At 48.8% G+C, this 11,948-nt stretch carries 10 protein-coding genes; 3 read left to right on the forward strand and 7 right to left on the reverse strand.

Features of this window, described 5'->3' with window-relative positions:
- Window positions 1–51 precede the first annotated feature (51 nt).
- Genes BAZ21_RS21165 through BAZ21_RS21175 form a run of 3 tightly spaced genes read right to left on the reverse strand, consistent with a single transcriptional unit; the run spans window position 52 to window position 3,882 of the window.
- Window positions 52–1,695, reverse strand: a complete 1,644-nt coding sequence (locus tag BAZ21_RS21165) for a UDP-glucose--hexose-1-phosphate uridylyltransferase (protein ID WP_068504894.1) — start codon at window positions 1,693–1,695, stop codon at window positions 52–54.
- Between the two features lie 17 nt (window positions 1,696–1,712).
- A complete protein-coding gene (galE, locus tag BAZ21_RS21170; RefSeq protein ID WP_068504896.1) occupies window positions 1,713–2,702 on the reverse strand; it encodes a UDP-glucose 4-epimerase GalE in 990 nt (329 codons plus the stop codon).
- A gap of 1 nt (window position 2,703) precedes the next feature.
- Window positions 2,704–3,882 carry a galactokinase gene (locus BAZ21_RS21175; RefSeq protein WP_068504942.1) on the reverse strand — a complete coding sequence of 393 codons (1,179 nt, stop codon included), beginning with the start codon at window positions 3,880–3,882 and terminating at the stop codon, window positions 2,704–2,706.
- 220 nt (window positions 3,883–4,102) lie between these two features.
- On the opposite strand from BAZ21_RS21175, the gene BAZ21_RS21180 reads away from it, so the two are divergent.
- Window positions 4,103–4,969, forward strand: a complete 867-nt coding sequence (locus BAZ21_RS21180) for an AraC family transcriptional regulator (RefSeq protein WP_068504898.1) — start codon at window positions 4,103–4,105, stop codon at window positions 4,967–4,969.
- Between the two features lie 216 nt (window positions 4,970–5,185).
- On the opposite strand, the gene mgrA is transcribed toward BAZ21_RS21180, so the two are convergent.
- From mgrA to BAZ21_RS21200, 4 genes are all read right to left on the reverse strand, one after another.
- A complete protein-coding gene (mgrA, locus tag BAZ21_RS21185) occupies window positions 5,186–6,193 on the reverse strand; it encodes an L-glyceraldehyde 3-phosphate reductase (RefSeq protein WP_068504899.1) in 1,008 nt (335 codons plus the stop codon).
- A 95-nt stretch (window positions 6,194–6,288) separates the two neighbouring features.
- The gene (locus tag BAZ21_RS21190) at window positions 6,289–7,032 is read right to left on the reverse strand and encodes an NAD-dependent protein deacylase (RefSeq protein ID WP_068504902.1); all 744 of its coding nucleotides are present in this window, start codon (window positions 7,030–7,032) and stop codon (window positions 6,289–6,291) included.
- On the reverse strand, window positions 7,020–7,799 hold the full coding sequence (locus BAZ21_RS21195; protein WP_068504904.1) for an HAD family hydrolase: 780 nt from the start codon (window positions 7,797–7,799) through the stop codon (window positions 7,020–7,022). The genes BAZ21_RS21190 and BAZ21_RS21195 overlap by 13 nt, the downstream gene beginning before the upstream one ends.
- Window positions 7,800–7,813: 14 nt before the next feature.
- Entirely contained in the window at window positions 7,814–8,617 is an 804-nt protein-coding gene (locus tag BAZ21_RS21200) for an alpha/beta fold hydrolase (protein ID WP_068504906.1), read from the reverse strand.
- A gap of 325 nt (window positions 8,618–8,942) precedes the next feature.
- On the opposite strand from BAZ21_RS21200, the gene BAZ21_RS21205 reads away from it, so the two are divergent.
- Window positions 8,943–9,977, forward strand: a complete 1,035-nt coding sequence (locus tag BAZ21_RS21205) for an acyltransferase family protein (RefSeq protein WP_068504908.1) — start codon at window positions 8,943–8,945, stop codon at window positions 9,975–9,977.
- A 233-nt stretch (window positions 9,978–10,210) separates the two neighbouring features.
- Window positions 10,211–11,899, forward strand: a complete 1,689-nt coding sequence (gene ilvD, locus BAZ21_RS21210) for a dihydroxy-acid dehydratase (RefSeq protein WP_068504909.1) — start codon at window positions 10,211–10,213, stop codon at window positions 11,897–11,899.
- Window positions 11,900–11,948: the final 49 nt, after the last annotated feature.

Below are 11,948 nucleotides of genomic sequence, written 5' to 3' on the forward strand. Positions count from 1 at the left end.
GTCATATCTTGGGAGGGTTCTCGTAATGTAGTATGCGTCGTGCAACTGATTTTATTCTCCCAAGGTGTATCCTAATTGTTGCATAAAACGACCAAAGGCCTGCTGACCGGACGGATTCCGTTTATACACTCCTGCATGCTCCAGAATTTCGCTGAATTTCAGCCCAACTTCATTTTGCACGGTACGGACAGCCATCTCCTTATCAGGCAAGCGACCAAAACGGGTGTTTAACTGATCAATCCAGTCTGCATGTTTGAACAGTGGATGTCCTTCCTCCTGTATAGCAGCAGCCAACTCGTCGTTTCCACACAAAATATCTGCAATTCCATCCAGTTCTTCCTTGAGCCGCCCCGGTAATATGGCAAGTCCCATCACTTCGATCAGACCGATATTTTCCTTTTTGATGTGATGCATCTCGCGGTGAGGATGAAAAATACCTTCCGGGTATTCATCACTTGTTCGGTTGTTGCGCAGCACCAGATCCATCTGGAACCTTCCTTCAGAATCCCGGCGCACAATCGGCGTTACTGTGTTATGCGGAACCGTTTCCCCCTCCTGCTCTGTATGAGAGAGAACGTCGGCTGCAGGATCGTTGTAAGCTTTCCAGGCTTCAAAAGCAGCATTTCCTGCCTCCAACAGCTCCTCGGCATCCGTTGATGTAAAGCGGATCACCGACATGGGCCAGTTCACGATGCCTGCCGTTACCTGCGGAAACGTTTTATTATAGTACACGCCGTCCACACCTGCTTTTTCAATCGGGAATGTATGGCGCCCGCCTTGAAAATGATCATGGGTCAGGATCGATCCTCCAACAATCGGCAGATCCGCATTGGAACCGATAAAATAATGCGGAAACGCTTTCGTAAAGGCCAGTAACCGCCGCAGCGTGTCCTTTGTCAGCTTCATTGGCACATGATCATGATGGAACACGATGCAATGCTCGTTGTAATACACATAAGGTGAGTATTGAAAAAACCACGGTTCCCCGTTCAGCTCTACCGGAATGATGCGCAAATTTTGACGGGACGGATGATTTACTCTTCCGGCATATCCGACGTTTTCACGGCATAATTGACACTTGGGATAAACAGGCGGTGGAAGCAGCTTCGCCATCGCAATTTCCTTTGGACTTTTTTCCGGCTTGGACAGGTTAATCGTAATTTCCATATCCCCGTAAGCTGTCGGCTGATTCCAGTACACATTGCTGGCAACCCGGTCCATTCGAATGTAGTTCGAGTCGATACACAGCTGATAAAAAGCATCGGTCGCCGCCTCTATGCCACGTTCAGCTTCCGTTTGCTGAAAGTCACGGACGACCTCAGAAGGTCTCGCCATCAGCAAGCCCATGATTTTGGAGTCGAGCAAATCACGATACGTATCTGTGTTTTCAGGAATAAGTCCAATGGCAAAGCCATAATCAATCAATATATTGAGCACAGGCTGGAGAACTTCGGGGGCAGTAATGCCCCCGGCCTCCCCACCTGAATAAGGCTCCGAGAACCCGAATTGCTCCAGCAGCAAATTACGGCTGTAATCTATATCTTGCGGACTGATCAAGCCCCGTTTTTGCGCGAATGCAACCAATTGCTCCACCGCATATAGAGCTGCTTGCTGCATCGTTTCATCTATGTCGTGGGCCAGATGCCGGGTATGCTCCCGGTCCTGGCTCTTGGCTGCAGATTGATTCTCGCTCATATGTCATCGTCTCCTGTCTACTCGTCGCCGTAGCCCTGAGGATGCGACTGGTGCCAGCCCCATGCTCCGCTAATAATATCCTCCAGTTGGGTCCGCTTCGGACTCCAGCCAAGCACGGAACGAGCCTTGTCAGAAGATGCAACCAATACCGCAGGATCACCCGCACGGCGTGGTTCTGTAACAACAGGAATATCAAGTCCGGTGACCTTGCGCGCCGTCTCAATGACTTCCTTCACTGAGAAGCCCTGTCCATTACCCAGATTGAACACATTGCTGTCATTTCCTTCACGCAAGTAGTTGACTGCACGCATATGAGCATCTGCCAGATCGCTGACGTGAATATAATCACGGATGCACGTCCCGTCCGGTGTCGCATAATCATCACCAAACACGGAGATGTGTGGACGCTGTTTCAGTGCTGTTTGGAGCACCAATGGGATCAGATGGCTTTCCGGGCGATGATCTTCACCGATCTTGCCACTCTCATGTGCGCCAGCCGCATTAAAATACCGCAAGGACACATATTTAATGCCCAATACTTTATCAAACCAGGACATCATGCGCTCCATCATCAGCTTCGTTTCACCATACACGTTCGTCGGCTCTGTACGGTCGCCCTCTTCAATCGGCACCTTTTCCGGTTCGCCATAGGTAGCAGCAGTAGAAGAAAACACGATCCGGCGTACTCCCGCTTCTTTCATAGCCTCCAGCAGACTCAACGTGCCAAACACATTGTTGTCATAATATTTCCCAGGATTTTGCATACTTTCCCCAACCAGCGAGTTGGCTGCAAAATGGATAACCGCGTCGATGCTATTTTCGGAAAACAGTTTGGACAACAGCTCTTTATCTCTCAAATCCCCTTCATACAACTTGCCCCCAAGCAGTGCTGCCTTGTGCCCGGTCTGCAAATTGTCCAGCACAACCACTTCTTCCCCTCGATCCAACAGTTCTGCTACCGTATGTGAACCAATGTATCCCGCTCCGCCTGTGACCAAAATCGCCATGTTATTCGTCCTCCTTCAGTTCTTTAACTCCGTCTCCCGCCTTACATACATAAAAGCTGGCTTCCAGTCCTGTCCGGGTCTGATAAGCTTCGCCTACTTCCTGCACAAAACGTTCCACATCATCTTCATGAACCAATGAAACCGTACAACCTCCAAATCCGGCTCCTGTCATACGCGCACCCAGTGTGCCTGAAATGCGTCGTGCTTCCTCAACCATGACATCCAGCTCCGTACAGCTGACCTCATACAAATCGCGCAATGAATCATGTGAAGCGTTCATCAGCTGACCAAAAGCTGCGAGATCATTGGCCGCAAGCGCATCGACAGAGGTCAGCACACGCGCATTTTCCTCTACCACATGCTGTGCCCGGCGGCGCACCGTTTCATCCGCTATATGATGCTGTAGCTGACCGAAACGGGCTTCATCCAACTGAGCGAGGTATTCCAATGTCGGCTCCTGCTGCTGCAAAATGGACAGCGCTTCGGCACACTGGCTGCGGCGCTCGTTATAAGCTGAGTCCACCAACCCGCGGCGCTTGTTCGTGTTGCCGATCACCAGCTTATAGGCACCGGTGCGGAATGGCACCTTACGGTACTCCAACGTATCGCACATCAGCAGAATGGCATGATCAGCCGCTCCATTCGCGACAGCGAACTGGTCCATAATACCGCAGTTGACACCAACGTAATTGTTTTCTGCCCGCTGGGACAACAAAGCAATTTCGACGGTATCTGTTTCTTGTTTTTCGATCGTAAGGAACGCATATCCTGTTACAACCTCAATGGAGGCAGAGGAGGATAATCCGGCACCATTTGGTATTTCTCCATGATAGAGCAGGTCGTATCCACTAGACGGATAAACTTCCTTTTCAGCCAGCTCTACCAACACACCGACCGGATAGTCCACCCACTCATCGGTTTTGCTTTTGCCTATCTCTCCGCGTGGAATAGAACCTTCATACGAAAGGTTTGTCGAAGCAAAATGAATCTCATCATCATTACGCGCACGAAGGATCAGTGTCGTTCCGAATTCCAGCGCAGCCGGGAGTACATAGCCACCGTTATAATCGATATGCTCTCCAATCAGATTGACCCGCCCAGGTGCGTGAAATATCCGCAGTTCATGACTGCTTTCACCATATTTTTCAATAAAATGTTTCTTTAATTCAGCAGAGTTCATATCCACATCCACCTCATTCACGTTAGTAAAGATCCCCCTGACTTCCCTGTAAAAATCATAATCAGGTTGACATCTCTTATGAACTCAGTATAAATGAAAGCGCCACACAGTGTAATGCATCCATGTGTTGAAGCTATGGATAAATGTGACTTGGACATGTACAATGTAAGTATACCGCATTCGCTAAACTATTCACAAATGTAGGAAGGATGACCCTATTTTGCAAGCGCATTCATATAGTTATGCTGTCGCCTCCAATCCGGTTCTTTACGAAAATAGCCCGCTGCATGTGCTCTTTGCAGGGAAGAGCCAAACCAAATCAGGTCATGCCGTCGGGCCCAAGCTCTATGATTACTATCTTCTTCATTTTGTCGAATCTGGGAAAGGTATTTTCCGAACGGAACAGCACACATACCAACTTGAAAAAAACGATTTTTTTCTGATCCATCCCGGTCAGCTTGTCAGCTATACCTCGGATGAAGAAGAACCGTGGCGCTATCGTTGGTCAGCATTTACCGGATACCTCACCGAGCAGGTGGTACAGGAAGCAGGACTGCGCGTTCATCAGCCTGTCTTCCATGCTTCCGATCACAATCCCATTCCCGGTTATCTGGAGCAAATGCAATTGGCCTTTTACAGCAGAAAATCCAGCTCTCATCTTTCAGCACTCGGCTATTTGTATCTGATCATGGGAGAAGCAGGTAATCATCTGAGTGACTGGTCTGATCCGTCGGGAGCAGATTCACAAATTCGACGCACAGTCAAGCAGATGGTTCAGTATATGTCCACCCAGTATGCACACCCCGTTTCCATTGAGCAAATGTCTGAAGGACTTGGGTATAATCGTGCGTACTTGTCACGAATATTCAAGAAGGAGACGGGCGTCTCCCCCGTGACCTATCTGCTCAAGCTGCGAATCGACAAATCACGTCAATTGCTGCGTGAGCGTCCCGAGCTGTCTGTGGAGCAGGTAGCCGCCTCGGTTGGATTAACGGATGCTTTGTATTTTTCGCGTCAATTCAAGCGCTTCTGCGGTCAGTCACCCACCGAGTATCGAAACAAGGTTAAACAATATCCACAGTCTTAGGGATAGGCTTAGAGACTGCATAAGTCTGCACACTCAGCCCGACAATTGATCTTTTTGCAGCCAAGGTCACGGAGGATAGATTCAGCATGGTTCACAATATGACAAACAGCCCGCATCTTCAACGATGCGGGCTGTTACGTGTATAGTATTTATGACAGAATGTACATAGTGTCGATGATGTCGAAATGTCCATTGGCCTTTAGGCTGTGCTCTATCCTAATCCTGGGTGTTCCCCGTATGCAAAATGGAATCTATCCGATCCAGTTCCTCCTGTGAAAAGTCCAGATTGGACAAGGTGGCAACATTTTCTTCAATTTGGCTGGCACGGCTGGCCCCGATCAGGACGGAGGTCAGTCGTTCACCGCGCAGAGCCCAGGCCAACGAGAATTGAGCCAAACTTTGTCCGCGCGCAGCTGCCATTTGATTGAGAGCACGTACCTTGCGAAGTGTTTCAGGCGTCACATGGCTCTCATTCAAGAAGACTGACGTACTCGCCGCACGTGAATCTTCTGGAATGCCGTTCAAATATTTATTGGTCAGCAATCCCTGAGCCAGCGGGCAAAAGGCAATGCTGCCTATCCCGTTTTCGTCCAGTACGTCCTGTAATCCGTTTTCAATCCAGCGATCGAGCAGAGAATATTTTGGCTGATGAATCAGAAGCGGTGTTCCCAGCTCCTTCAAAATACGAGCGGCTTCTGCCGTTTGCTCCGCGCTGTAATTAGATACACCTACATACAGCGCTTTGCCGGAACGTACGATATGATCCAGCGCCTGCATCGTTTCTTCCAGCGGTGTATCAGGGTCAAAACGGTGAGAGTAGAAGATGTCGACATAGTCCAGCCCCATCCGCTTCAGACTCTGATCCAGACTGGAAATCAAATACTTGCGAGAGCCCCAATCCCCATAAGGTCCCGGCCACATGTAGTAGCCTGCTTTGGTTGAAATGACCATCTCATCCCGGTAGGGTTTCAGATCACTAGCTAATACTTGTCCAAAAAATTCCTCTGCTGATCCTGCTGGAGGGCCGTAGTTATTGGCGAGGTCAAAATGCGTAATTCCCAAATCAAAGGATCGGGTAATCATGCTGCGGCCATTCTCCGCGTTGTTGATTCCGCCAAAATTGTGCCACAAGCCCAACGAAATGGCGGGCAGTTTGAGGCCTGATCTCCCTGTGCGGTTATATTTCATGCTTTTATAACGATTATCGTCAGCCAAATAAACCATGCTATCCCTGCCTCTCTCGAAACATTCTTAAAGTACGGTTATGTCCGGTACAACAATACTATAGCGCTTTTATGCGACCGTTGACAAGAAAACGATTACAACCCCAATTGATCAGCGAGTTGTGCCATAACCTGTCCAATCGGATCAGTGATAAGGAGATCCGCCTTGTGATCATAGGAGGTGGGGTCGGTATTAAGCAGAACCGTATGTTTACCGTGGAAATAAGTGATCAGACCTGCCGCAGGATGCACGGTCAACGACGTTCCCCCAATTAACAGCAGATCGGCCTGCGAAATGGCCTGAACGGATCGAACAATCGTATCCTGATTCAGCTCCTCCTCATATAAAACAACATCCGGTTTGATAATTCCCCCGTCCACCGGACATTTGGGTACGACCTCAGTGCTGTCCATCACCTCATTCAGGCTATAAAAGCGCCCGCACTTCATGCAATGATTGCGATGCACCGAACCGTGAAGTTCGAGTACATTTACACTGCCTGCGGCCTGATGCAACCCGTCAATATTTTGTGTCACCACCGCTTTAAGTCGGCCTTGGTGTTCCAAGGACGCAAGAAAACGATGGCAGCCGTTCGGCTCCGCATCGGGATGCAGCATTTTGCTGCGATAGAAGTCGAAGAACACTTCAGGATGCTTGACAAAAAAAGAACGGCTCAGCATAACCTCCGGGGAATAAGGCAGTTTTTCCTCATTCTGATACAAGCCGGCCGCCGAACGAAAATCCGGAATACCGCTTTCCGTCGATGTCCCGGCTCCACCGAAAAAAACGATATTTTGCGCGTCCTGTATCCATTCAGCCAACATTTTTACTTTGTCCATGTTTCACGCACCTCCAGTTCTTCATATGCGCGGATAACCATGTCCGCATCCAGCAAATGAGCCGAACGTTCGGGCTCCGTCGCAAATCCAATAGCCAGCCGCACTCCGGCACGCTTGCCCATCTGCATATCCCCGTTGCTGTCTCCGATGACAACCACATCCGATGGTGGCAATCCCAGTAAAGTACAGGCTTTTTCAGCCATTTCCGGGTCAGGCTTGCCGTATGTAACCCTATCGTGCCCAATGACCTCGTCAAAATAGGATGTTAGCCCCATCCATTCCAAATGCTCCTGTGCGGCCTCTGTACTGTCAGAGGTCACAACCGCCAGCTTCACCCCGGCGCGGCGGCTTTGCTCCAGCAACGTCCGCAACCCCGGAAACACCTTCGCTGCCCGGTGTCTTCGAATATCAGCCATCGCCGTTTTATTAAAATCACGGACAAGCCGCACAGCTTCATTCCACGGCACACCGGCAGCATACAGCTGCCAAGCGAGTACGCCCGTACTTTCATCCACCGTTCCCATAGCCAACGGACCGGAAGGATCATAGCCGATCACGCGCCCCTCCCGGTCATGAATCGTGCCCAGAACACTATCTTTTTCCACTGTAAAACCGGTACCCGACAAGACAAGGTGCTGCTCCATCATATCCAGTATAGAACGAGCCCAAGGGCCCCACAACTGAATAAAATCCAGCAGCGTGCCATCCTTATCTAACAAAATGCCACGGCACGGATACCGTTTTCCCTGCACGATCAGCTCAGACATGCAGTATGCCTCCTTTATTGGTTTTTAGGAGCCTCATCTACACTCTTCATCCAGTCCTGTAAAGCCGATACCGTTTGATTCCATTGCTCCGCGGCATCAATGGCTGCCGCATGATCGCCTTTTTGAGCTCCATAGCTGCCGAACTGGGCATGATTGCCTCCCTCCACTGTAAAATATAACGTATTGGCTGGTAAATAGGCTCTGCCACTCTGAACCTGGTCCATATTGATAACTCCGTCATCACTTCCCAGGAGAGAAATGACCGGCAGATTCTTATCCTTTAAATTGCCCTTGCTGTCCGTGTAGGAGGCGAGAAAAAATACGCCCTTGATTTGGTCAGCGTGTGCAGCAGCATAGCGGGCCGCCATCACACCACCCAACGAATGGCCTCCAATGACAAATGCTTCCTTCGGATAAGCCTTGAGCACTTCACCCGCCAAATCGGGGGAAGCCAGCGGCAAATTCAACGGCATTTTAACAATGATCACATGATGGCCCTTTTCCGCGAGACGCCGTGCCAAAGGTGCGTAACTTTCGGGCTTCACCAGCGCTCCCGGGTACAAAATGACTCCAGCACCGTTTCTTTTGGCGGGCTCAAAACCCACCCAATGCTCTTGTTCATTTACCTTCACAGCATCAGCGGCTTCTGCTAACGCAGCTACAGCCTTCTCATCAGGCTGATAAGGTGTAAACACCTTCCATGCTCCCCAGCCTGCGATCAGCACAATAACAATCAGGATGCCCAGGAGTATTTTCCATATTTTTCGGGGACCGCGTGTCCCATATGAATGGTATGATCTTCTTGTTTTTCTTCTCATTTAAAATGTTCCTTTCACCTTGCCTGCCTCGTGTTTCATCTTTTGAATAATTTTGAATATACAATGTGTAGCTGTATTCACCAGCGTAACTATAGCCATGTTAGGGTAACACCGTTGTCCATTCAGGGTCAAATCAGCAAATATTTCCTAGTATTGGCCTATCTTTATCCGCTGTTCAATCTTTCGCCACATAATAAGGACATGATAACGCTTACCATTGTGAATTAAATCACAATAGTTAAGTCCAGAGTATCGTACCTTGTTCCTTGTAAAGAATTATTTTTTAAATAGTTTACACGGCTGAATGCCGTTCGGAGGGAAACCCATGACGACAAGCCATGATGTACAGGGGGAAAGCTTCTTTCTCAATTTGCGATTTATGTTGATCATATGCGTGTTTGTAGGAAATGCTCTGGAGCCGCTGGCCAGTTCATTTCATATCGCCCAGCAATGGTTCAGCTGGATATTTATGTTCCATATGCCGTTGTTCGTGCTCGTTACAGGCTATTTTTCCAAGTCCTCCCTGGCGGGACCGGCAGGCCGTAAAGTTCTTCTACAGATTGGTATGCAATATCTTATTTTCCAATCGCTCTATTCTGTATTGGATGTTGCACTCTTTCACGTTCCACGTATCCATCATTCTTTTTTCGCACCTTATTTGCTGCTCTGGTTCCTCGCCAGCCATATCTGTTGGAGACTGTTGATGCTCGCTTTGCGGGGAGTGCCACCTGTCTTGCAATTGGGTATATCCGTACTACTGGGCATCCTTGTCGGATATCTCCCTGTGGAGGGTGTATGGCTAAGCGTATGCAGAACCTTTATTTATTTACCTTATTTTATAGCAGGATATCATTTGAATTATGCAGACGTTCAACGCTTCTTTACAGCTCCAGTCCGAATCATCGCTGGTGCTGTATCCCTTCTGCTCATGGTGTTGGCGGGAACGTCGTATTTCGGCATCCCTGCAGGCTGGCTGTATGGCAGCATGACTTATGGCGAGCTGGGCCATACCGAATGGTACGCAGGGATTTACCGTATCGGCATGTATGGCGTTCAATTCATAGCCTCCATGGCGTTTTTAGGCTTAGTTCCAGCAATCACAGGACGTATCACCGAGATGGGCCGGCGGACATTATACGTCTTCTTGCTCCATGGCCTGATCGTCCGTACCGTTGTTGCGAAGGGAGTCTACGAATATATAGATACACCGGTGGAGATTATTTTAATCGTAGTGTGTGCAGCAGGTCTGTGCTGTTTGTTGACCATGCCTTGGGTTCGGATGGCAACACGGCCTCTGGTTGAGCCACAAGTAGATTGGATGCTTAAACCAGCTCCTTATCCTTTTAGACGATCTGCATAATTTTTTTAGCTCGCTTCATATCAAGCCCTTCTTTAATCATAGAAACCAACTGGAGCTCACCCGTTGTATAGCGGTGTGGGCTTTTTCACATTCACTTTTTGTCACTTCTCGAAATCTTCAAATATGTAGAAAAAAGCTCACATCTATGATAGACTCTTTAGAAAACATCTGCGCTATTAACGGCGTCTATTGAACGCCATATCATTTTTATACTTTGGGGGGAAACCAGCATCATGACAGCAAAGACGAAAATGCGTTCCGATATGATTAAAAAAGGCTTTGACCGCGCTCCTCACCGCAGCTTGCTACGCGCAGCAGGCGTTAAGGAAGAAGATTTTGACAAACCGTTTATTGCGGTATGCAACTCGTATATTGACATTGTACCGGGTCACGTTCATTTGCAGGAATTCGGCAAAATTGTCAAACAGGCCATTCGTGACGCAGGCGGTGTACCTTTCGAATTTAACACCATCGGCGTAGATGACGGCATTGCCATGGGACATATTGGTATGCGTTATTCTTTGCCAAGCCGCGAAATTATCGCCGACTCTCTGGAAACCGTCGTTTCCGCTCACTGGTTTGACGGCATGGTGTGTATTCCTAACTGTGATAAAATTACCCCCGGCATGATGATGGGTGCATTGCGTGTTAACATTCCGACTATTTTCGTCAGCGGCGGCCCTATGAAAGCTGGTAAAGACAAAAATGGACGCTCCATCTCCCTGACCTCTGTCTTCGAGGGCGTAGGTGCATTCCAGGCAGGTAAGATTGACGACCAAAGCTTGCTTGAATTGGAACAATACGGCTGTCCAACCTGTGGCTCTTGCTCAGGAATGTTCACAGCCAATTCCATGAACTGTCTCGCTGAAGCGCTGGGTCTGGCTATGCCAGGTAACGGTACCATTCTTGCAGTGGCAGAAGAGCGTAAAGAATTCGTCAAACAATCTGCACGCCAATTGATGGAATTGATCAAGCTGGATCTTAAACCACGTGATATCGTAACTAAAGAAGCCATTGATAATGCATTTGCGTTGGACATGGCAATGGGCGGTTCCACCAATACGGTATTGCATACTTTGGCACTGGCTCATGAAGCTGAAGTGGATTACCCTATTGAACGTATTAATGAAGTCGCCAACCGCGTACCTCATTTGTCCAAATTGGCACCTGCTTCCGATTATCACATTGAGGATGTTCATAATGCAGGCGGCGTAAGCGCAGTGCTGAATGAACTGTTGAAGAAACCGGGCGCACTGCATGGCGACTGTATTACGGTAACCGGAAAAACTATTCGTGAAAACGTAGAAGGACAGGAAATTCTCGACACGAATGTCATCCACAAGCTGGACAACCCTTATTCCGAACGCGGCGGACTGGCTGTACTATTCGGTAATCTGGCACCACAGGGCTCCATTATTAAAGTCGGTGCAGTTGATCCTTCTGTTAAGGGGTATCACAAAGGTCCTGCCATCTGCTTTGATTCACAGGAAGATGCACTGGCTGGCATCGCCAACGGTAAAATTAAGGAAGGACACGTTGTTGTTATCCGTTATGAAGGTCCTAAGGGCGGACCGGGTATGCCTGAAATGCTGGCTCCAACCTCGCAAATCGTGGGCATGGGGCTTGGTGCCAAGGTGGGGCTGATTACAGACGGACGCTTCTCTGGTGCATCTCGTGGTATCTCCATCGGTCACATTTCCCCTGAAGCCGCTGAGGGCGGTCCTATCGCTTTTGTTGAAGACGGCGATATTATTGAGCTGGATCTGAACAACCGTAAGATTGAGCTGCAAATTTCGGACGAAGAATTTGAACGTCGCCGTGCCAACTGGAAAGGCTTCGAGCCGAAGGTGAAGACTGGCTACCTGGCACGTTATTCCAAGCTGGTAACGAACGCAAGCAACGGCGGAATTATGAAAATCTAATGCTTGGCTAAGATATGTTTTATAATAAAATATGCTTTATGAACAGCTA

The organism is Paenibacillus kribbensis (assembly GCF_001705305.1).
In the GTDB taxonomy this organism is placed as follows: Bacteria; Bacillota; Bacilli; order Paenibacillales; family Paenibacillaceae; genus Paenibacillus; species Paenibacillus kribbensis_B.

Coding starts and splice junctions, on each gene's coding strand:
- BAZ21_RS21205 (WP_068504908.1), top strand. CDS start 8,943: ATGACGACAAGCCATGATGTACAGGGGGAAAGCTTCTTTCTCAATTTG.
- BAZ21_RS21175 (WP_068504942.1), bottom strand. CDS start 3,882: ATGAACTCTGCTGAATTAAAGAAACATTTTATTGAAAAATATGGTGAA.
- BAZ21_RS21200 (WP_068504906.1), bottom strand. CDS start 8,617: ATGAGAAGAAAAACAAGAAGATCATACCATTCATATGGGACACGCGGT.
- BAZ21_RS21165 (WP_068504894.1), bottom strand. CDS start 1,695: ATGAGCGAGAATCAATCTGCAGCCAAGAGCCAGGACCGGGAGCATACC.
- BAZ21_RS21195 (WP_068504904.1), bottom strand. CDS start 7,799: ATGTCTGAGCTGATCGTGCAGGGAAAACGGTATCCGTGCCGTGGCATT.
- BAZ21_RS21190 (WP_068504902.1), bottom strand. CDS start 7,032: ATGGACAAAGTAAAAATGTTGGCTGAATGGATACAGGACGCGCAAAAT.
- ilvD (WP_068504909.1), top strand. CDS start 10,211: ATGACAGCAAAGACGAAAATGCGTTCCGATATGATTAAAAAAGGCTTT.
- galE (WP_068504896.1), bottom strand. CDS start 2,702: ATGGCGATTTTGGTCACAGGCGGAGCGGGATACATTGGTTCACATACG.
- mgrA (WP_068504899.1), bottom strand. CDS start 6,193: ATGGTTTATTTGGCTGACGATAATCGTTATAAAAGCATGAAATATAAC.